General features: G+C 55.4%; 18 protein-coding genes. 16 read left to right on the top strand and 2 right to left on the bottom strand.

The genetic code is table 11. From position 1 onward, the window contains the following. The first annotated feature begins 29 nt into the window (after positions 1-29). The 12 genes from yihA to hemG all read left to right on the top strand — a co-directional run bounded on the left by yihA (position 30) and on the right by hemG (position 13,530). Complete coding sequence (gene yihA, locus PAE68_RS17570) at positions 30-752, top strand: ribosome biogenesis GTP-binding protein YihA/YsxC (protein WP_281889108.1); 723 nt, start codon at positions 30-32, stop codon at positions 750-752. 307 nt (positions 753-1,059) lie between these two features. Next, positions 1,060-1,647: a non-ribosomal peptide synthetase module gene (locus PAE68_RS17565; RefSeq protein WP_281889106.1), complete on the top strand. Its 588-nt coding sequence runs from the start codon at positions 1,060-1,062 to the stop codon at positions 1,645-1,647. A gap of 357 nt (positions 1,648-2,004) precedes the next feature. Beyond that, entirely contained in the window at positions 2,005-2,406 is a 402-nt protein-coding gene (gene speD / locus PAE68_RS17560) for an adenosylmethionine decarboxylase (protein ID WP_281889104.1), read from the top strand. Positions 2,407-3,054: 648 nt separating this feature from the next. Continuing rightward, complete coding sequence (gene hemA, locus PAE68_RS17555) at positions 3,055-4,455, top strand: glutamyl-tRNA reductase (protein ID WP_281889102.1); 1,401 nt, start codon at positions 3,055-3,057, stop codon at positions 4,453-4,455. Between the two features lie 183 nt (positions 4,456-4,638). Further along, on the top strand, positions 4,639-5,298 hold the full coding sequence (gene ccsA, locus PAE68_RS17550) for a cytochrome c biogenesis protein CcsA (RefSeq protein ID WP_281891119.1): 660 nt from the start codon (positions 4,639-4,641) through the stop codon (positions 5,296-5,298). A 14-nt stretch (positions 5,299-5,312) separates the two neighbouring features. After that, the gene (locus PAE68_RS17545; RefSeq protein WP_281889100.1) at positions 5,313-6,059 is read left to right on the top strand and encodes a precorrin-2 dehydrogenase/sirohydrochlorin ferrochelatase family protein; all 747 of its coding nucleotides are present in this window, start codon (positions 5,313-5,315) and stop codon (positions 6,057-6,059) included. Positions 6,060-6,110: 51 nt separating this feature from the next. After that, positions 6,111-7,058: a hydroxymethylbilane synthase gene (gene hemC / locus PAE68_RS17540; RefSeq protein ID WP_281889098.1), complete on the top strand. Its 948-nt coding sequence runs from the start codon at positions 6,111-6,113 to the stop codon at positions 7,056-7,058. Between the two features lie 141 nt (positions 7,059-7,199). Beyond that, a complete protein-coding gene (gene cobA, locus PAE68_RS17535; protein ID WP_281889096.1) occupies positions 7,200-8,735 on the top strand; it encodes a uroporphyrinogen-III C-methyltransferase in 1,536 nt (511 codons plus the stop codon). A gap of 58 nt (positions 8,736-8,793) precedes the next feature. Next, positions 8,794-9,795, top strand: a complete 1,002-nt coding sequence (gene hemB / locus PAE68_RS17530; protein ID WP_281889094.1) for a porphobilinogen synthase — start codon at positions 8,794-8,796, stop codon at positions 9,793-9,795. A gap of 183 nt (positions 9,796-9,978) precedes the next feature. Further along, on the top strand, positions 9,979-11,061 hold the full coding sequence (gene hemE, locus PAE68_RS17525) for a uroporphyrinogen decarboxylase (protein WP_281889092.1): 1,083 nt from the start codon (positions 9,979-9,981) through the stop codon (positions 11,059-11,061). A gap of 1 nt (position 11,062) precedes the next feature. After that, complete coding sequence (hemH, locus tag PAE68_RS17520; protein ID WP_281889090.1) at positions 11,063-12,016, top strand: ferrochelatase; 954 nt, start codon at positions 11,063-11,065, stop codon at positions 12,014-12,016. Next, positions 12,016-13,530, top strand: coding sequence for a protoporphyrinogen oxidase (gene hemG, locus PAE68_RS17515; protein WP_281889088.1), 1,515 nt, complete (start codon positions 12,016-12,018; stop codon positions 13,528-13,530). Before hemH ends, hemG begins: the two co-directional genes overlap by 1 nt. Positions 13,531-13,600: 70 nt before the next feature. On the opposite strand, the gene PAE68_RS17510 is transcribed toward hemG, so the two are convergent. Beyond that, positions 13,601-14,263 carry a Crp/Fnr family transcriptional regulator gene (locus PAE68_RS17510; RefSeq protein WP_281889086.1) on the bottom strand — a complete coding sequence of 221 codons (663 nt, stop codon included), beginning with the start codon at positions 14,261-14,263 and terminating at the stop codon, positions 13,601-13,603. A 134-nt stretch (positions 14,264-14,397) separates the two neighbouring features. Here PAE68_RS17510 and hemL point away from each other — a divergent pair, with 134 nt between their 5' ends. Together hemL and PAE68_RS17500 are read left to right on the top strand one after the other, a co-directional pair. Then, positions 14,398-15,699 (top strand): glutamate-1-semialdehyde 2,1-aminomutase, encoded by a 1,302-nt coding sequence (gene hemL / locus PAE68_RS17505; protein WP_281889084.1) that lies wholly within the window; start codon positions 14,398-14,400, stop codon positions 15,697-15,699. Positions 15,700-15,956: 257 nt separating this feature from the next. Next, a complete protein-coding gene (locus PAE68_RS17500) occupies positions 15,957-16,787 on the top strand; it encodes a hypothetical protein (protein WP_281889083.1) in 831 nt (276 codons plus the stop codon). Between the two features lie 134 nt (positions 16,788-16,921). On the opposite strand, the gene PAE68_RS17495 is transcribed toward PAE68_RS17500, so the two are convergent. Next, positions 16,922-18,625 (bottom strand): phosphodiester glycosidase family protein, encoded by a 1,704-nt coding sequence (locus PAE68_RS17495; RefSeq protein WP_281889081.1) that lies wholly within the window; start codon positions 18,623-18,625, stop codon positions 16,922-16,924. Between the two features lie 204 nt (positions 18,626-18,829). On the opposite strand from PAE68_RS17495, the gene PAE68_RS17490 reads away from it, so the two are divergent. Beyond that, the gene (locus tag PAE68_RS17490) at positions 18,830-18,988 is read left to right on the top strand and encodes a hypothetical protein (RefSeq protein WP_281889079.1); all 159 of its coding nucleotides are present in this window, start codon (positions 18,830-18,832) and stop codon (positions 18,986-18,988) included. Beyond that, a complete protein-coding gene (locus PAE68_RS17485; protein WP_281889077.1) occupies positions 18,985-19,878 on the top strand; it encodes an RluA family pseudouridine synthase in 894 nt (297 codons plus the stop codon). Before PAE68_RS17490 ends, PAE68_RS17485 begins: the two co-directional genes overlap by 4 nt. Positions 19,879-19,937 lie beyond the last annotated feature (59 nt).

The following is a 19,937-nucleotide window of genomic DNA, read 5'->3' as shown; positions in this document are numbered from 1 at the left end:
AATTATTAAGTTGAAATGAGTGAAGTCGCATGAAGGTCAATCAAGCTGAGTTCATTATCAGCGCGGTTGGTCCGAGTCAGTATCCTGTCGACGCCTTGCCGGAGATCGCTCTGGCAGGGCGTTCTAACGTCGGCAAGTCGTCACTGATCAATCGGATGATCAACCGTAGAAATCTAGCAAGAACGAGCTCCAAGCCGGGCAAGACGCAGCAGTTGAACTATTATCGAATTAATCAAGATTTATACTTCGTCGATCTGCCCGGCTATGGCTATGCCAAGGTATCCAAGAGCGAGCGCGAGAAGTGGGGCAAGTTCATCGAGGCGTACTTGCTGAAGCGGGAGGAGCTGAAGCTCGTCCTGCACATCATCGATATTCGGCATGCGCCGTCGAAGGATGATCAAGCGATGTACACTTGGTTGAAGCATAACGGCGCAAGTCTGTGCATCGTAGCAACGAAGGCGGACAAAATTCCGAAGGGCAAGTGGCAGAAGCATATCAAGATCATTCGCGACACGCTAGGAGCAGACAAGAACGATCCCCTCGTCCTGTTCTCCTCGGAGACGGGGTACGGCAAGGACGAGCTGTGGCGCTTGATCGAGGAGCGGATCGGCTACGAGACTGCTAGCGCCTCGGAGGAGCTCGTACAGACGACCGCCGCGTTGCCTGAAGGTGAAGCTGCTGAGCAAGCTGAGCTTGCTGAGACGACGTCTGAGCAGGTGTCTGGGACTGCAGAGCGGTCTAAGAACGACTAGATAGGCCGGGCTCCACAGGTAAGGAGCCTTGCTACATAAGAGCTTTCCGCAGAAGCTGTGCGGAAGGCTCTTTTGCAATTATGCCTTTCGGATCAGGCAGGGAACCTGCTGACTTGCAGAGGATTTAGGAGTTATTATGCGCTTCTTCTGGGCTGAATCGAGGTAAAAGCGAAATTTTCTGAATTCCGGCGAAAAACAATGCCTTTGTCAGCAGGAATATTAAAATAATGTGTAGTATAATGTATATAGAACAACTAAAGAAAAGACTACGCTTCATGGTTCGAAAAAAATGAATCGAGGGATTTTTATGGCAAATAGGTTAGCGACTGAATATGTCAAAACCTGCCTACAGTTATCTGAAGCTGAGTTTTCCCAGTTTATCCGAATGTTCAAAGATCACGGAGCATCCATGCAAGTGAAGGTACTCGAAAACGGAAATCAAGAGGTGGTACTGCAGGATGACCGGGACGAAGAAATTGTCCTGTCGTTCGAGCGCAAAATGAATTTGTACGTTTGTCAGGGAACGTGCCGTATTCACAATCGAAGTCTTGTGAACGCGATGCGCAAAGCCGTCTCAGAATTCAAGGGCGATGCGATCGTACACCGAAATTACCCAACCTACACAATGGTCTACACGTACAAGCAAGGCGCAGTGGTGAAAATAACGGAAAATACGGCAACGTCTGAAAAAATCGTATACGAATACCGTGATACGATCGGCATGCTGCAGCAATTGTTCCAGAAGAATGAAGTTGAAGCCGAAATTCAATCGGTGCGTGCTCAAATTAATGAGCTGCTTGACCTGCGCAATGATATTGCGGAAGCAGGCATTCGCGAGCATATTGACGAGCGACTGCAGCGTCTTACACATCGATTGTTCGTACTCGAAGCTTAATATACATGTATAGAGAACCCGAAAGCTCGCCTTGTGCCGCTTCCGGGTTCTTGTTTTTGTGGAACAGGCTCATGCAGGTTGGGCCGTGTGAAGGCTGCTCCCGGCATCACACCATACAAGCCGAATACATACAGTATTGTTGTGCGATGGTAAGGTTTGGATGGCGCGTCTAAAAAAAACTATTGCATTTCTGTTCAATAGATGTTATTTTTATTCTCGTTGAAAACAAAATAGGAACCAGGATTCACTCAGGACATTGAATGTTGCGAGAGATTACTCCCTCGGGAAGTGAATGACGTAGGTCCTAGCGGATGAAATTAGTACAACATTTTATTCCTAGGAAGGGGGAACCGGAAGATGGAATACTCAACTTTCGGAAGACATGTAGCTGTAGACACTTGGGGGGTCGATTTTGATCTTCTCAACAACTCGGAATGGTTACAGGCACAAATGGTAGAAGCAGCTGAGGTATGCGGAGCAACAGTATTGTCTGTACAATCCAAGCAATTCGAACCACAAGGAGCAACTGTTCTCGTATTGCTCTCAGAAAGCCATCTCTCCATTCATACGTATCCTGAGAGAGGTTTTGCCGCACTGGACTGCTACACTTGCGGTGAAACAGTAGATCCTCAGCTTGCGATTGAGCACATGCTGTCCGTATTGAAGCCAACCACATCGCACGCGAAGAAGCTCGTTCGCGGCATGGGCGAGCTGCAAGTCGAAACACCTGTACTGAAGCAAGCGCAATTGGTAAAATAATAATATTTTGACGATTACACATAATATAACCTCGGGGAACATGCCCGAGGTTATTTCTTTTATGTTGCCGCGAAGCGCGCAAGGTGTTCAAGCAGTTGCGATGCGCTAGCGAGCTAAGGTATTAAGGTTGTCGCGATGCGATAGCGAGCCAAAAGGCGCGATGCGCTAGCAAGCTAAAAGTCGGCGATGCGCTAGCGAGCCTAAGACGGTAGCGATGCGCTAGCGAGCACGCTACGCTCTTAAATGGCTGTGCGAAGCGTTAGCGAGCGAGCACCGCCCGCTCTTCAAGCTGTTGCGATGCGAACAGCAAGCCCCGTGGCACCCTCGAATCGAGCGACTTTTGCGCTGTGCGCAACGGAGCGAGATCGAGCACAAGGGCCCGCAGCGCGCACGCAGTTAACTCACGCGAGCGCGACAAGCAGTGCGAGCGAAACCGATCGAGCCAGCGTCCAGCGAAGCGCGCGGCTAGCCCAGGTCTTTACTCCAGCGAGGTGGTGCTCTTTTCAAGCGTCTTTGCGCGCAGCGCAACCTAGCGAGAAAAGAGCACCACTCCGAGCGTTTATAAAATGTTCATAAATTTTGTCGAAGAACATTAGGGCTTGTGCTATAATAAACTGAAATGAAAAGAGAAGGAGGCAGGTGAACCAGATGCATATTGTCGTAGCGGGTCTCAACTATCGTACAGCACCAGTGTCTATCCGTGAAAAGTTCGCATTCGCACAAGGGGAGTTGCCTCTGGCTCTGCAAGAGCTGAAGTCAACCAAGTGCGTAATGGAATGTGTCATCGTGGGCACCTGTAATCGGACGGAGCTGTACGTCGCTGTAGATACGCAGAACATGTGTGCGCACCATTTGCGTACATTTATCGAGAAGTGGTTTAAGGTGCCGAAGGAGCAGTTCAGCGAGCACTTATATATATATGAGAATCAGGCGGCCATCAACCATCTGTTCCGTGTCACGAGCGGTCTCGATTCGATGATCCTCGGTGAGACGCAGATTTTGGGTCAGGTGCGCGATGCGTTCTTCCTAGCACAGGAGCACAAGACAACCGGCGTGTTGTTCAATACGCTGTTCAAGCAGGCGGTGACGATGGCGAAGCGGGCACATACGGATACGGGCATTAACGAGAATCCGGTATCGGTCAGCTATGCAGCGGTCGAGCTCGGCAAGCGCATCTTCGGCTCGTATGAGAACAAGAAGGTGCTTATTATCGGGGCAGGCAAGATGAGCGAGCTGACGGCGAAGCATCTGACTGCAAGCGGTGCGAATAAGGTGACCGTAGTGAATCGTACGCTTGGCCGCGCCCAAGAGCTCGCGGAACGGTTCCGCGGCGTGGCGAGCACCATGGACAAGCTGATGCTTCACCTGGAGGAGGCTGATATTGTCATCAGCTCCACAGGGTCGACAGGCTACGTTCTAACGGCGGAGATGGTGTCGAGCGTACTGCAGCGTCGCAGATCCAGACCACTGTTCATGATCGATATTGCCGTCCCTCGCGATCTCGACCCGCGTCTTGGCGATATGCCGAACGTCTATTTATACGATATTGATAACCTGCAGTCGATCGTCAGCGCCCACCTCGAGGAGCGCCAGAAGGCTGCTGTGAAGATTGAGGAAATGATTCAAGCCGAGATCGTAGCGTTCGAGCAATGGTCGAAGACGCTTGGTATCGCGCCGGTCATTCAGGCGCTGCAGGCGAAGGCTTCCGCCATTCATGAAGAGACGATGGACAGCTTGATGAACAAGCTGCCGGAGCTCGATGAGCGTGAGCTCAAGGTGATCCGCAAGCTGACGAAGAGCATTGTGAACCAGATGCTCCGTGATCCGATTGTCCGCATTAAGGAAATGGCCGCAGAACGTAACGGAGACGAAGCGGTAGACCTATTTGCGAAAATTTTTGCTTTAGAAGAACAGTTGGAAGGGCAAAAACGGGCAGAGCAGGAGCAGCGGCAGCGGGAGGCGGAGGCGGCACAGGAGCGGATGAAGGATGAGCTTCTCGCCAAGGTTCGGTCGAGCAACGCGCCCAGCGAAGCTTGGGCCAAGGCCTAGCCGGAAAGGAAATAGACCATGGTGACGGAAACCTGGTTATACGACGCGATACTTTATATTTATGCCCTGAGCCTGCTGTTTTACTTCGCGGATTTTAGTAATCCGAATCGAAGTGCTAAACGGATGGGGACAGGGTTGCTTCTTTTTGTATGGGTTTTACAAACAGGCTATTTCGTGTATAGTATGGTCACCTATGAGAGCAGCGTCGGCTTCTCGAAGTTTGAGACGCTATTTATATTCAGCTGGCTGCTCATCACGGTTTCATTCGTAATCAGTCGCTTTTTCCGATTAGACCTGTTCATGTTTTTCGTCAATTTAATTGGCTTTGCGATATTGGCGTTGAACGTATTCGGCAAGCCGGGCCTTGCGCCTGCGCTTTCACGCTGGAACATTAACGATGAGCTCTTATTCATCCATATTACGCTCGCTGTTGCAGGCTATGCTGCGTTCGTCGTGTCGGCCGTGTTCTCGGGCATGTATTTGTTTTTGCACCGGAAGCTGAAGGAGAAGCAATGGTCGCAGCGTATGCAGCGTCTTCCGTCGCTGGAGAAAACAGACCACTTCGCCTTCATCGCGGTGATGATCGGTACCCCGCTGCTACTGATGACGACCTCGCTAGGTATCGTCTGGATTACGCTGCACGGCGACGTGCGGCTGCTGTACGATCCGAAGGTGCTCAATTCCTGGTTTGTGCTGCTAGCCTATATCTTCTATCTCGTGCAGCGGCTGTTGCTGAAAGCACCAGGCAACCGTCTTGCTTTGTGGAATTTGGCGGCGTTTGCCATTACGGTTGTGAATGTGCTGCTGTCTAATTATTACTCCTCCTTTCACCAGTGGACATAGAAGGCACGAAGGAAATGAAGGGTGGTAAGCAGATGGCATCGACGTATCCAGTTATGCTGATCATTCATAATGAGCCATGCGTCGTCATCGGCGGCGGACAGGTGGCAGCTCGCAAGGTTCGAGGACTGCTGCAGGCCGAGGCTGCCGTCACCGTCATTAGCCCGCATGTGACGAGCGAGCTGGAGGGGCTGGCTGCGGACGGCTCGATTCGCTGGCTCCGCAGCTGCTATGCGCCCGGTATGCCAGAGGTGCGAGAGGCGAGGCTGCTGTTCGCCGCTACGGATGCTCCTGAAGTGAATGCTGCCGTCCGTGTGGAAGCGGAGCAGCTGGGCATCTGGGTCAATGCGGCCGATGAGGCTGATCACGGAAGCTTCTTGCTGCCTGCCGTGCTGAGACAGGGGCGCTTGACGGTCGCTGTATCGACCTCCGGGGCGAGTCCGGGGATGGCGCTGCACGTCCGTGATCAAGTTAGTCGGTGGCTGCAGGCTGAACATTACGAGCTATATCTCGAGCTACTGTATGGACTGCGTCAAGAGGTGCAGCAGCTGGTGTCGGATAGTAGCGTACGGCAAGAGATGTTCCGGCATATGCTGCGCTGGGAGCTTGCTCCACACTTGGGGCGGGGCGGCAGTATGGACTTGGAGAAGCTGAGGGTAGAGCTATCGCAACGGTTGTATGCCAACCCGACGATAGAAGGAGTGCTAGCGATCGGGGAGTGGCTTCGTCTGATCACTCCGCATGATGGGCAAGCTGGATTGTAGTGGATATTGAAGTGAGCTGTTGAAACTATACATACGGTTAGGAGTAATCAGATGCGCACAATTAAAGTAGGTACAAGACAAAGCCAGCTGGCCTTAACGCAAACGGGTCATGTCGTCGAGCATTTGCGGCAGCTGTGCGAGCAGCACGGCATAGAGGCCGAGTTCGAGCTAGTCAAAATTGTGACCAAGGGTGACATTATTCTCGACGTTACGCTGTCCAAGGTCGGGGGTAAAGGCCTGTTCGTCAAGGAGATCGAGCAAGCGCTGTTGAACGGCGATATTGATATGGCGGTACACAGCATGAAGGATATGCCGTTCGAGCTGCCGGAAGGTCTGACGATCGGTGCTGTACCCGAGCGGGAGGACCCGCGGGACTGCATTATTATGCGTGACGGTCAAGGCGTGGATGACTTGCCGCAAGGGGCAAAGGTCGGCACAAGCTCGCTGCGCAGATCGAGTCAGCTGCAGAACTATAGACCGGATCTGGTTATTGAGCCGATCCGTGGCAACATTGATTCCCGGCTTCGCAAGCTGGAGACGGAAGGCTTTCACGCTATCATTTTGGCGGGAGCGGGGCTGCATCGGGTTGGCTGGAACGACCGCATCACCGCGTACCTCGAGCCGGGGCTGTGCTTGCCTGCAGTAGGGCAAGGGGCACTGTGCGTCGAATGCCGGGAGGACGACAGCTTCATGCTGGAGCTGCTGAACCATTATCAGCATGAGGAGACGGCAGTTACGGTCGCGGCAGAGCGAACGTTCCTCGGTAAGCTGAACGGCGGTTGCCAGGTGCCGATCGGCGCCTATGCGAAGCTGACAGGCGAGCAGTCCAGCACAGGGAAGCCGCTCATGCAGCTGACGGGTATGGTCGGCTCGCCGGACGGCAAGACGATCCTGAAGGCCTCGCAGACCGGAGATGATCCGATCCAGCTTGGAGACGCTGTAGCCGAGCAGCTTATTGCGCAAGGAGCGGCGGAGCTGCTGGAGGCGGCAAGAGGGTAACGAATAGACGGTACTCGCTTGCTTGCCGCAGCTTTCTTTAGAGAGAATGCAGATTGAATATATACATAGAGAGATAAGCAGTTCGACATGACATGGGGCGCACGAATGCATATTGAATGGTAAGGTGAGGGGAGAAGCAGGATGCGTAAGGGTGTCGTATATTTGGTTGGTGCAGGTCCTGGTGACCCGAAGCTCATTACGCTGCGCGGGCTGGAGGCGATCCAGCGTGCTGACGTCGTCGTCTATGATCGATTGGCAAGTCCAAGGCTGCTGAAGCATATGAAGCCAGGAGCGGAGAAAATATTCGTAGGGAAGCTGCCAGACAAGCACATGATGAAGCAGGAGGAGATCAACCAGCTGCTCGTCGATCTTGCGCTCCAGGGCAAGACGGTCACAAGATTAAAGGGCGGAGATCCTAGCGTGTTCGGCCGTGTCGGCGAGGAGGCGGAGCTGCTGGCGGAGAACGACATTGCCTTCGAAATCGTGCCGGGCATTACGTCCTCCATCGCCGTTCCGGCATATGCCGGCATTCCGGTGACGCATCGGGATTTCACGTCCTCGTTCTCAATTGTGACGGGTCATGAATATAAGAATAAGACGTATTCGAATGTCAACTGGACGAACCTAGCGCAGGCGTCCGGTACGCTGATCTTCCTGATGGGTGTTGCCAATCTGGAGACGATCTGTGAATCGTTGATCGATGGCGGCAAGTCGCCCGACACGCCGGTTGCGCTCATCCGCTGGGGAACGTGGATGGAGCAGGAGACGCTGACAGGTACGCTGACCGATATTGTGCAAAAGGTACGTGAGGCTGGCTTCCAGTCCCCAGCTGTGACGATTGTAGGCAAGGTTGTGCAGCTTCGGGAGAAGCTGGCGTGGTTCGAGAAGAAGAAGCTGTTCGGTCGCCGCATTCTGGTAACACGGGCGCGCAGTCAGGCAAGCGATCTGGTCAATCAGATCGATGAGCTGGGTGGGGAAGCGGTCGAGTTCCCGGTGATCCGCACACAGCCGCCGACACCTGTGGAAGCTCAGCAGAAGCGCGATGAGGCGCTGCGTCGACTCGATACGTTCGACTGGATCGTCTTCACCAGCGTCAACGGGGTGGACGCGTTCTTCGACCGTATGAAGGAGCTGCGCCTAGACATTAGACTGATGGGCAAGGCAAGACTCGTCGCGGTCGGACCGAAGACAGCTGAAGCGCTGGAGCGTCGCGGCCTGCTCGTCGATGTCATCCCACCTGTGTTCCAGGGCGATGCGCTGCTGGAGACGATCGCACCTGAGCTGGAAGCCGGTCAACGGGTGCTGCTCGCCACTGCTGACATTGCACGGACAGACATGCCAGTCAAGCTGCGGGAGCTCGGACTCGACGTCACGAAGATCGACATCTATGAGAATGTGCTCGATACGGAAGGCGGCGAGCATGTCGTCGAGCTGCTGCAGCAGGGCGCTATTCATACGGTGACGTTCACGAGCTCGTCGACGGTCACGAATCTAATTCTCGCGCTTGAGAAGCTTGGCGTGGAGAAGCCGCTTGAGCTGCTGGCGCCATGCCGCATCGCTTGTATCGGTCCGATGACAGTGAAGACAGCCGAGAAGGCGGGGCTTCAGGTGCATCATCTGGCCAAGGAAGCGACAGTAGACGCGCTGGTGCGCAGTCTGATCGAGGAACAGGCATAGTTGAGCCTGTAATATAGAAGCAGAATGAATGTGCGAATGAGAAGCAAGGAGGGACACCATGGCTTATCCAACCGTACGCAACCGTAGATTGCGCACGTCGGCAGCTCTCCGCAATATGGTGCGAGAGCATGCGGTAACGGTCAACGATTTGATTTATCCGATTTTCGTGACGCATGAGAGCAATGTGAAGCATGAGATTCCGTCTATGCCTGGCGTGTTTCACTGGTCGCTAGATCGACTTGAAGTCGAGATTCAAGAGATTGTCGCACTCGGTATTCAGTCGGTGCTGCTCTTCGGCATACCACATGAGAAGGATGCACACGGAGGCCCGGCGTCGGACCCGAATGGCATCGTTCAGCAGGCGACTCGGCTGATCAAGCAATGGGCGCCTCAACTGCTCGTCATCGCGGATACGTGCTTGTGCCAGTTCACCGAGCACGGTCATTGCGGTGTTGTGCAATATGATGAAGCGAAGAAGCGGGCGGATGTGCTGAACGATCCGTCCCTAGAGCTGCTGGCGAAGACGGCGGTGTCTCAGGCTGAGGCAGGTGCGGATATTATTGCTCCATCCAATATGATGGACGGCTTCGTCGCCGCCATTCGCCAAGGTCTGGATGAGGCGGGCTACCAGGACGTGCCGATCATGTCGTACGCGGTGAAGTATGCGTCGTCCTTCTACGGTCCGTTCCGCGATGCGGCTCACTCCGCGCCACAGTTCGGTGACCGCAAGACGTACCAGATGGATCCGGCGAATGCGCGCGAGGCGATTCGCGAGGCGGACAGCGACGTCGCGGAGGGTGCTGATTTTCTCATGGTGAAGCCGGGGCTGGCGTATATGGATATTGTATACAGACTGCGCGAGCGGTACGAGCTGCCGATCGTTGTATACAATGTGAGCGCGGAATATTCGATGGTGAAGGCGGCTGCTGCACAAGGCTGGATCGACGAGCGTTCGATCGTGCTGGAGACGATGGTCAGCTTCAAGCGGGCCGGAGCCGATTTGATCATTACGTATTTTGCGAAAGATATTGCGAGCTGGTTGAACGGCCCTCGCAGCTAACGAACGAACGTTCGATGAACCAACGTCCTGCTTCCGATCTGGAGGCTAGGACTTTTTTTGCAGAGGCGAAGGCGCTGTCATACTTTTGTCGGAAAGCATTCCCGTTATTGCGTTGTTACGGCGCTTCAATTCGGGCATAATGGAAGGTAGACTATGGAAGCTAGCGGGAAAGAGGGTAAGCCGATGAGCTACAACGATTTGTTTATTCGCGCATGTAAGCAGCAGCCGGTGGATCGGTTGCCGGTATGGTATATGAGGCAGGCGGGCCGATACGACCCGGACTACCGTAAGATTAAGGAGAAATACAGTCTGCTCGAGATCTGCAAGCAGCCAGAGCTCGCTGCTGAGGTAACGCTGATGCCGATTAAGAAGCTCGGCGTCGATGCAGCGATTCTGTATTCAGATATTATGAATCCGGTCGCCTCGATCGGGATTGATTTCGATATTGTGAAGAACGTCGGACCGGTCATCGACAACCCGATTCGTTCGGCCGCCGATGTGGAGCGTCTTCGTCCAATTCAGGTGGAGGAGCATCTGCCCCACATTCTGCGTACGATTGAGCTGCTCGTCGAGCAGCTGGAGGTGCCGCTCATCACGTTCGCAGGCGCACCGTTCACGATTGCGAGCTACTTGATCGAGGGCAAGCCGTCCAAGAGCTACATCCGCACGAAGGCGCTCATGTACGGGGAGCCTGCGGTCTGGTTCCAGCTGATGGATAAGCTCGGCGACATGGTCATCGCCTACTTGAAGGCGCATGTGGCGTCCGGTGCGAAGGCGTTCCAGCTGTTCGACAGCTGGGTGGGCGCATTGTCTCCGGCCGACTTCCAAGTGTATGTGCTGCCTACAATCGAGCGCATCTTCAACGAGCTGAGTCATCTCGACGTGCCTAAGATTTATTTCCCAGGCGTCAGCTCGGGGGAGCTTCTTCCGTATTTGCACAACGTGAAGGCAGATGTTATCGGTCTGGATTGGCGTGTGCGAATCTCAGAGGGACGCAATCGTCTCGCTGGCAAGTTCGCGGTGCAGGGCAACCTCGATCCGTACGTGCTGACTGCGCCGCTGTCAGTCATTCAGGAGCAGGCGAAGGCGATTATCGATGACGGTATTCGGGAGCCGGGCTATGTATTCAACCTGGGGCATGGGCTGTTCCCGGAGGCGTCGCTGGAGAAGCTGAAGGAGCTAACCGATTTCATTCACGACTATTCGCGTCAAGCGATTGCAGCGCAGTCTGCTAACGCTACATCCAAACAGGAAAGCGGTGTATAGCATGAGCCAAGCTCGCAGCCGTAAAGTCGGCGTACTTGTGATGTCCTATGGCACTCCAGAAAGTCTCGATCAGGTCGAGGCTTATTATACGCATATTCGCCGCGGCTCGCCCCCTTCGCCGGAGCAGCTGAAGGAGCTGACCGACCGGTATGAGGCGATTGTGGGTGGATTTTTTCCATTAAGACAACATACGGACAATCAGGTGAAGGCGCTCGAGGAGAAGCTGAATGAGGCTTATCCGGACATCGAATTCGTCTGCTATCAAGGGCTGAAGCACGCATCTCCGTTCATCGAGGACGGTGTGGAGCAGATGGTGAAGGACGGCATTACGGAAGCGGTTGGCGTTGTACTTGCACCGCACTATTCGGTAATGAGCGTCGGCAGCTACATCAAGCGGGCGCAGGAGAAGGCGGACCAGCTCGGACTGTCGATCAGCTTCGTACGCAGCTATCATCTGCATCCGAAGCTGATTGAGGCGCTGTCCATCCGTGTGGAGGAGGCGCTAGCTAGATTCGAGGGCGTGAGCAAGGACGAGGTGCTCGTTATGTTCACGGCGCACAGCTTGCCTGAGCGTATTCTCGAGATGAAGGACCCGTATCCGGAGCAGCTGCTGGAGACGTCGCGGGCAATCGTGGAGAAGACGGGCGTTACCCGTTGGCAGTTCGGCTGGCAGAGCGCGGGACAGACTGGCGTGCCGTGGCTCGGACCGGACATTCTGGACGTCCTGCAGACGGTTAAGGACGAGAACAAGGCCGAATGCGTGCTCGTCTGTCCAATCGGCTTCGTATCGGATCATCTGGAGGTACTGTATGATCTGGATATTGAAGCGAAGCGGACGGCCGAGGAGCTGGGTCTTCGCTTCGAGCGGACGCGCTCGCTCAATACAGATCCACTGTATATGGAGACGCTCGGCGAAGTGGTCCATGCTCTGCTGACGAATGCGGTGAAGGGCTAATGAGCGACAGGGCAGGGAAGCCGCTTCATCTGGTCATCATCGGCGGTGGCATAACCGGTCTTACTGCGGCTTACGAGGCGAAGAAGCAGCTCGAGCAGAGCGGACGTGCTCATCGCATAACTGTATACGAGAAGAGCGACAAGTTCGGCGGTAAGATCAACACGCTACGGCGGGACGGCTTCATTATTGAACGTGGGCCAGATTCGTTCCTGGCCCGCAAGCTCGCGATGGCGGACCTGGCGAAGGAGCTGGGGCTCGAGGATCAGCTGACCGGCACGAATCCCGAGGCGAAGAAGACGTACATTCTGACGCGCGGGAAGCTGCACCGGATGCCACCAGGCTTGATGCTCGGTATTCCGACGCAGCTGTTGCCGTTCGCGCGTACGAGTCTGCTATCGCCAGCAGGCAAAGCAAGAGCGATGCTGGACCTGTTGCTGCCAAGGCGAGAGGACCAAGCGGATGAGTCGCTGGGCAGCTTCCTGGAGCGGCGTCTTGGCCGTGAGGTACTGACGCAGATCGCTGAGCCGCTCCTCGCTGGCATCTACGCAGGCGATACGTACGCCTTAAGCTTAAGAGCGACCTTCCCGCAATTTCATTCGATTGAGCAGAAGCACCGGAGTCTCATTCTCGGTATGATGCACAATCGGAAGGCTGGTGGCGAGGAGAGCCGCAGCTTGCCTGAATACGCCCGCAACACGACGTTCCTGACGTTCAAGGATGGGCTGGATACGGTGGTGAACGGCTTGATCGATTCGCTCGACAACGTGCGCTTCGTGAAGGATTGCGGCATTCGTTCGATAGAGAAGGTGGAGGTCGTCCAAGAGGCCGAACCGGCGTCAGAGGCTTCGCCATCAGCCTATAGGCTCGTTCGTACGGACGGCGAGCTGGAGGAAGCGGGCGGCGTCATCGTCACACTGCCCTCTTACGGTGCGGCAGAGCTGCTGGAGAAGACGATTCCAGTGGCGCGACAGCTTCGGGAGATGGAGTATGTATCGGTGGCGAACGTCGTGCTTGCTTATGACGAGAGTGACATCGCGCATCGTCTGGACGGCTCGGGCTTCGTCGTGCCGCGCAGGGAAGGCAGATTCATTACGGCGTGCACATGGACGTCGAAAAAATGGCTGCACACGGCTCCAGCCGGCAAGGTACTGCTGCGCTGCTACGTCGGGCGTGCTGGGGACGACAGATGGCTCCACATGTCTGCAGATGAGGTCATTCGCGCAGTCAAGCGCGATCTGTTGGAGACGATGGGCATATCGGCTGAGCCGTTATTCACCGAGCTGACACCGCTAATGCGGTCAATGCCGCAATATCCGGTCGGTCATCTTGAGCGTGTTCGCAAGGTGAGAGAGAGTATACGGACGGCGATGCCGCATGTGCTCGTAACCGGGGCGGCGTTCCATGGAGTCGGGCTTCCCGATTGTGTGAGACAAGGCAGGGAGGCGGGCGCTGAGCTGGTCAAGCGCCTAGTGGAGGCTAAGTCCGAGGCTGATGCTGAGACAAGCCCGGTGTAAGTCGCCGGGCTTGTGGCTGTGTTATGCTGAGCAAGAGCTGCCGCTATTATGCGAGCCGCTACTGTGTCTCCTACCCTCGCAGCTTCGCCAGATCAAGCACGATGTCTGAACCACGGAACGTAATGATCTGCTTGTCCTGAAAATCGCGTATGACCTGCATTAAGATGGGCTTGTTGACACCGGCCATCTGCGACACCTCGTCATAATTGAGCGTCATGCGGATCGTGATGAGACTGCCGCTTCGGCTCCCGTTCTTATTGGCCAGCTTAATTAGGCTCTTAATAACACGGCTACGCGCATCGAGGAACGTCAGGTCGTATACATGCTGATTCGTATCCCGCAGACGGCTGCACAGCTCCTGCATGATGATCAGGCTCATATCGAAGTTGGAGCGCAGCAGCGCGAGGAAGTTCTGGGCGCTAATGGCGATCAGACTGCTTTCCTCCAGCGTCTGGGCGGAGGCTGAGCGCGGCTTGCCGTCGATCAAGGACAGCTCTCCGAAGCTTTCTCCGGCTTGAATGACGGATAATATTTTTTCTTCACCTGTGTTCGAGCTTGTATATATTTTGACCGAGCCGGTATGTACGATATAGAAGATGGAGCCTACGTCCTTCTCTTGAAACAGAGTCGTGTACGCCTTGAACGTCTTCTTCTGACAAATATTGGAGATGGCGACGAGCTGATGCGGGTTCATGCCTTGAAATAAAGGTACCTTGGATAATATGTCGATCATGCGATCCTCTCGTTTCAGGGGGAATGGTGCTGGACACGGACGGCTTAGAGCCGCAGCCAGGGGATGATTTTGCGGATAATTATATATGGCTTGATCGGTGTTTTCAAGTGATATCTTCGTAAAGGAGCTTAACGATGAACGAGATGCACAAACGGACGGATGCACGGTCTGCGCAAGCATTTGCCGAGGCGAAGCAGTACATACCAGGAGGGGTGAACAGCCCTGTACGAGCGTTCAAGTCGGTCGGCTTGACCCCGTTGTTCATGAAAAGCGGAGCAGGCGCTTATGTGAAGGATATAGACGGCAATGAGTTCATTGACTATATCGGCTCGTGGGGACCGCTTATCCTCGGTCACGCCCACCCGCAGGTAATAGAGGCGATCAAGCAGGCGGCGGAGCATGGGACGAGCTTCGGCGCTCCTACCGAGCTAGAGACGGAGATGGCGAAGCTCGTGCTGGAACGCGTGCCGTCGATGGAGCTAGTGCGGATGGTCAGCTCCGGTACGGAGGCGACGATGAGCGCCTTGCGCCTCGCGAGAGGTTATACAGGTCGCAGCAAGATCTTGAAGTTCGAGGGCTGCTACCACGGCCATGCCGACTCGCTGCTGATTAAGGCTGGCTCTGGTGTCGCGACGCTGGGCTTGCCCGACAGCCCTGGCGTGCCGGAGAGCATTGCCGTCAATACGATTACGGTGCCTTATAACGATATGGAATCGGTGAAGGTGGCGTTCGAGCGGTACGGGGATGACATCGCGGCAGTTATTGTAGAGCCGATAGCTGGCAACATGGGAGTCGTACCTCCTGCGGAAGGGTATTTGCAAGGGTTGCGGGACATTACGCTGCAATACGGTAGCGTGCTCATCTTCGATGAGGTGATGACCGGCTTCCGCGTCGGTCTGCACAGCGCACAAGGGCTGTATGGCATTACACCAGACTTGACGTGTCTAGGCAAAGTGATCGGCGGCGGGCTTCCGGTCGGTGCTTACGGCGGCAAGCGGGAGATTATGGAGCATATTGCGCCAGTTGGGCCGATCTACCAGGCGGGGACGCTGTCGGGCAATCCGCTCGCCATGGCAGCAGGCTATACGACACTGAAGCTGCTCGGTGAGCCGGGCGTATACGAGCAGCTTGAGCGCCGCTCTGCGCGTATCGAGGAGGGCTTCCTTGCGAATGCCAAGGAGCTGGGCATTGAGCTGACGATCAATCGGGTCGGGTCGATGGTATGTCCGTTCTTCACGGCAGAGCCGGTGACGGACTATGAGTCCGCGAAGCGCTCGGACCTTCAGCGGTTCAATCGTTATTTTGCCGCGATGCTGGACGAGGGAGTCAGCTTGCCGCCGTCGCAGTTCGAGGGCATGTTCGTCTCTACCGCGCATGGGGACGATGTCGTTGAGGCGACGATCGAAGCTCAGCGCCGGGCGTTGCAGCGACTGTAGACTTAAGCTTCAACGTGAAGTATCATCCGAACTTGGCTATATTGAAGGACCTGAACGACTCAACCGTTCAGGTCCTTTATTTGTCCGCCACGCACGAGTGGCGACGAACTAGCCGATCGATCGCCCTATGGACAACCATCATTCAATTAGCATTCATAATTGAGGCGCTTATACCCGGACTTATAGGTGCTTATCCAAACGATTTCCAGTAGATGTACATATGCTATCGTGTACAAATACCAGGAGGTGGATGGAATATGAAGTCGAAGTGTAGGAAGCCAGTTAACCCGGTCAAGAAGAAACCATTGTGTCCGGGCAAAAAAAGTACTCATGTGAAGCGCAGTAAAGTATTGAAATGCTGTCCGACGAAGGTCAAAATATTCGCACCCGTAGGACCGCAGGGACGGTCCGGTCCAGCAGGACCTGCAGGTGCTCAAGGTCCTCAAGGACCACAAGGCCCGGCAGGACCGATTGGTCCGCAAGGGATGACAGGTCCGCAGGGCTTAACAGGGGCACAGGGTCCTGCAGGACCACAGGGGCCAGCTGGAGCAGCAGGGCCACAAGGACCTGAAGGCCCTCAAGGCCCTCAAGGCGCTCAAGGACCTCAAGGTGCTCAAGGACCACAAGGACCACAAGGACCACAAGGACCACAAGGACCACAAGGACCACAAGGACCACAAGGACCTGCAGGGACACCAGGTGTCCTCATTGAGTTTGAATGTGTGAAGTTTGCGAATAACTTACTGACAGCAGAAGTTCCGATGGCGAATCTCGGGTCTGTGACGTTGAACGTGGATGAGGCGAATAATGTGGTTTGGCTGACGACCTCGATCACATGGCTGCCGAGCTCGGCGAACCCGACAATTACGTTCCAGTTCTTCCGTGATGATAACACCTTAATTGAGTCTGCCAGTGACACGCCTGTATCAGCGAACAGTCCAATTACGACAGCGATGATCGGCTGCGATGACGCTCCGATTGTCGGTATGCGTACGTACAGACTGGTTGCAACTGGTAATAGCCTTAGCGGTAATCAGACGATCATGATTAACCGTGGAACGCTGACAGGTGCGGAAATGAACACGTAGCTCAAAATGTGATGGTAGTAAAAAAATCCCTGACAATCAATTGTCAGGGCGATGCGGATTGACTTGCGTTGTGAGCTCGCAGCACAGCGTGAGTCAGTCCGTGTTCAATAAAACTGTACATACTCGTATGTAATCTATTGCGCGTCGAGCTTCATAGACGGAGCGACCTTCACGTCCTGCGACTGAACGGATGAGCTGGACGTAGAGCCTGCAGAGCTGCCGGAGCTTGTCCCACTGGCACCAGTATTGCTCGGAGCAGTCTTGCCTGCTGTGTCGTCCTGCTTGTCCTGCGTTGCTGGCGTGCCGGCTGACTGTGAGGAGCCGGATGTTCCGGCTCCCGTATTCGCTCCAGAGCTTGCACCTGATGCATCATTCGGCGACCTCGTACTGCCTGCCGAAGCGTCATGACTACCGCTACCACCATTGCCGGTCGTGCTGCTGGAGCCTTCATCATCTGCTCCGCCGTTCGTCGGCTGCTTCGACGTACCCGATGAAGATGCGCCAGTCCCGTTCGGAGCCGCTGGCGAGGTCGCTTTGCCATTCGCGCCTGTGCCTGAGCTCGTGCTGCCAGTTCCGTTCGTAGCGTCCTTGCCCTTGCTCGCTGTGCCGCCTGAGGCATTACCGTCGCCCGCAGCGCCTGTCTGCGGCGTGCTGGTCTTGCCTTCTTGTGTGCCTTGAGCGCCGTCCTTCGGATCTGTCGTCTTCGGCGTCGTCTGCCCTTGCTGCTGCCGGGCCTTCTTCTCAGCCTGCTCGCGCAGAAAATCCGGATGGTCGTGCGAGCCGCCCGCATCGATCTTGTCGACGCCGTCCCATACTCGCGTTGCCTTCACCGATGACGGATCATCGTAGACGAGGAAGGCGGAAGGCAGTCGTCGTTCGCCGTAACGGCTCGATGGCTTCGTCAGCAGCTCGCCGTCTACGACAAGCTCGGAGGAGGCGCCGCCGTCGAGGTTGCCCGCATTCACGACACCTTCCTCGAGGAACAGATCCTGCAGCTCCTTCAGCGTAGCGCCGACGCTATGCGATTGGCGACCGTCGATGACGAGGAAGATGACCGTTCCGTCCGCCTTCTGTCCGACCGCTGTCCGTGGTGCGCGTCCCCAGCCGCCGTCGCCGTTCGTAATGAGCGGCTTGCCGTTAGCGATGAGACGAGGGTAGAACGAGACCGCCTCGGATACGCCCATGTCGCGAAGCTGGAACGCATCGTACTTACCGACGACGAGCTGGCCCTCGCGGGTGAAGCCGACGATGTGCTGCGGGATCGAGCCGTCCTTGTCGGTAAAAATGATTTCGCCGTCCGAGATAATAAACCCGATTGCCGCGAAGCCGTTGCCGAGTCCCTCAGGGTCGTCGAAGGCGCCGCCGTTCACGCCGGCGACCGCTCCGGTGCGCGTCACCATGGAGCTGATCCGTTCACCCTCACCCGGCTTGTGAGGCGTCATAATTTTGATCGTGGTCGGGTCGTACACGTACATTTTTTTGCCCTTCCAGAACTGTCCGGAAATATCCTCGACCTTGATGAGCTCATCGATGGATCGCGCCTTTTCGCCGTTTTTGCGAATTTTGACCAGATTCAGGTCCTGCTTCTCCTTCGCCGCATCCTCGATGTCATTGTGCATCTTCTGCACCATCTGGTCGCGCCGCTCGGCGCCGACGAATATCCATGCCCAGCTGCGATGCTGCGTCGTAATGACCGTCTCGGCCATCCACATTCGCATATCTCCACCTGGAGGCGTTAAGTACAAAAAGCTCGATGTCATAAAGGTAAGCAGAGCGATCGCAAATAAAATCTTCTTCAGCCAGCCCCATTTTCGAACAGCTAGCAATTGGCCCTTCAATATTCTCCACTCCCAAGCAAATATTTGCTTTCTTTTATCGACAATTCTTCTCACATTCTATCATAATTACCACCTATTTAATAGATCACCCGAATTGTAAGTAAAGGTGTACCTGGCAGTGTAACCGCTTTGCGGAATGGATCTGCTTTGGTAAAATGTGAGGAACGTGTTCATTCACATATATCAAGGACAGGGGCGGCTTATGTGTTAAAAAAATATAGTTTTTATGGAATTCCGTTCGAGCTGTATGTCGTATTCGGCTTGTTCGCAGCCGCACTTGTCATGCTGGTCGCGTATCAATGGCTGAAGGTGCGCCAAGAGAGCAAGCACGCCGGCGGGCGTCTGGAGGAGGAAGCTCGATGATGCATTGGCGGCGCAAGGGCGAATGGCTTGAGCTTGAGGTGGCAGATACGCTGGAATCAGTTGAACAAGCGGCGAAGCAAGCCGCAGCAATCATCGGGGAGAAGTGGAGCCGCACGCTTCTGCGGCAGGAGGGGCTGCAGTGGAAGGGCAGGAGGCTTCTGTTGAAGCTGTTTCCTGATGAGCCAGCGGACACGGTCTGCGAGCTCGACGCAGAGGCTGGAGGACGCGGCGATGTCGCGATCCTGTATGAGGACGACTTCGCGCTCGTGGTGAGCAAGCCTGCGGGTATGAAGGTGCATCCGACGGAGGCGGGTGAACGGGGTACACTGCTGCAGGCGGTCGATTACTTGCTGGCATCGGATGGACAGCGTGTGAGAGCGCGGCACATTCATCGGCTTGACGAGGATACGACAGGCCCGGTGTTGTTCGCTAAGCACGCCTGGGTGCAGACGGTGCTGGACGCTGCGATGCGGGAGAAGGCGATCGGCCGTACGTACATAGCGGTCGTGCAAGGCAGACTGGCTAAGGCAGCGGGACGCATCGATGCGCCGATCGGGCGGGATCGTCACCATCCGACGAGGCGCCGCGTGTCGCCGCGGGGGGAGCATGCGGTCACACGGTTCGAACGGCTAGAGACGTACCGAGACGCTTCGCTCGTCCGACTGCGGCTGGAGACGGGGCGGACGCATCAGATTCGGGTGCATCTGAGCGATGCCGGACACCCGCTGTACGGCGACCTATTATATGGAGGGAAGCCGGATGCCATCGGGCGTCAGGCGCTGCACGGCGAACATCTTGCGTTCCCGCATCCACTTACGAGCGAGCTTATCGAGGTAGAGGCGCCGTGGCCGGACGATTTCCACGCGCTGCTGCAACGGTTGAAAAAATAGTAGTCATGCTCCTCTCGGCAGTGCCATATAAATGAGATAGACGACGGCACTAGTATTTC

The sequence above is a fragment of the Paenibacillus sp. YYML68 genome, from assembly GCF_027923405.1.
Classification (GTDB): domain Bacteria; phylum Bacillota; class Bacilli; order Paenibacillales; family NBRC-103111; genus Paenibacillus_G.
This window is presented reverse-complemented; position numbering and strand designations above follow the sequence as displayed.

Bases quoted from the DNA above. Each gene is read 5' to 3' on its own strand.
- yihA (WP_281889108.1), top strand. From the start codon at position 30: ATGAAGGTCAATCAAGCTGAGTTCATTATCAGCGCGGTTGGTCCGAGT.
- PAE68_RS17565 (WP_281889106.1), top strand. From the start codon at position 1,060: ATGGCAAATAGGTTAGCGACTGAATATGTCAAAACCTGCCTACAGTTA.
- speD (WP_281889104.1), top strand. From the start codon at position 2,005: ATGGAATACTCAACTTTCGGAAGACATGTAGCTGTAGACACTTGGGGG.
- hemA (WP_281889102.1), top strand. From the start codon at position 3,055: ATGCATATTGTCGTAGCGGGTCTCAACTATCGTACAGCACCAGTGTCT.
- ccsA (WP_281891119.1), top strand. From the start codon at position 4,639: ATGGTCACCTATGAGAGCAGCGTCGGCTTCTCGAAGTTTGAGACGCTA.
- PAE68_RS17545 (WP_281889100.1), top strand. From the start codon at position 5,313: ATGAAGGGTGGTAAGCAGATGGCATCGACGTATCCAGTTATGCTGATC.
- hemC (WP_281889098.1), top strand. From the start codon at position 6,111: ATGCGCACAATTAAAGTAGGTACAAGACAAAGCCAGCTGGCCTTAACG.
- cobA (WP_281889096.1), top strand. From the start codon at position 7,200: ATGCGTAAGGGTGTCGTATATTTGGTTGGTGCAGGTCCTGGTGACCCG.
- hemB (WP_281889094.1), top strand. From the start codon at position 8,794: ATGGCTTATCCAACCGTACGCAACCGTAGATTGCGCACGTCGGCAGCT.
- hemE (WP_281889092.1), top strand. From the start codon at position 9,979: ATGAGCTACAACGATTTGTTTATTCGCGCATGTAAGCAGCAGCCGGTG.
- hemH (WP_281889090.1), top strand. From the start codon at position 11,063: ATGAGCCAAGCTCGCAGCCGTAAAGTCGGCGTACTTGTGATGTCCTAT.
- hemG (WP_281889088.1), top strand. From the start codon at position 12,016: ATGAGCGACAGGGCAGGGAAGCCGCTTCATCTGGTCATCATCGGCGGT.
- PAE68_RS17510 (WP_281889086.1), bottom strand. From the start codon at position 14,263: ATGATCGACATATTATCCAAGGTACCTTTATTTCAAGGCATGAACCCG.
- hemL (WP_281889084.1), top strand. From the start codon at position 14,398: ATGAACGAGATGCACAAACGGACGGATGCACGGTCTGCGCAAGCATTT.
- PAE68_RS17500 (WP_281889083.1), top strand. From the start codon at position 15,957: ATGAAGTCGAAGTGTAGGAAGCCAGTTAACCCGGTCAAGAAGAAACCA.
- PAE68_RS17485 (WP_281889077.1), top strand. From the start codon at position 18,985: ATGATGCATTGGCGGCGCAAGGGCGAATGGCTTGAGCTTGAGGTGGCA.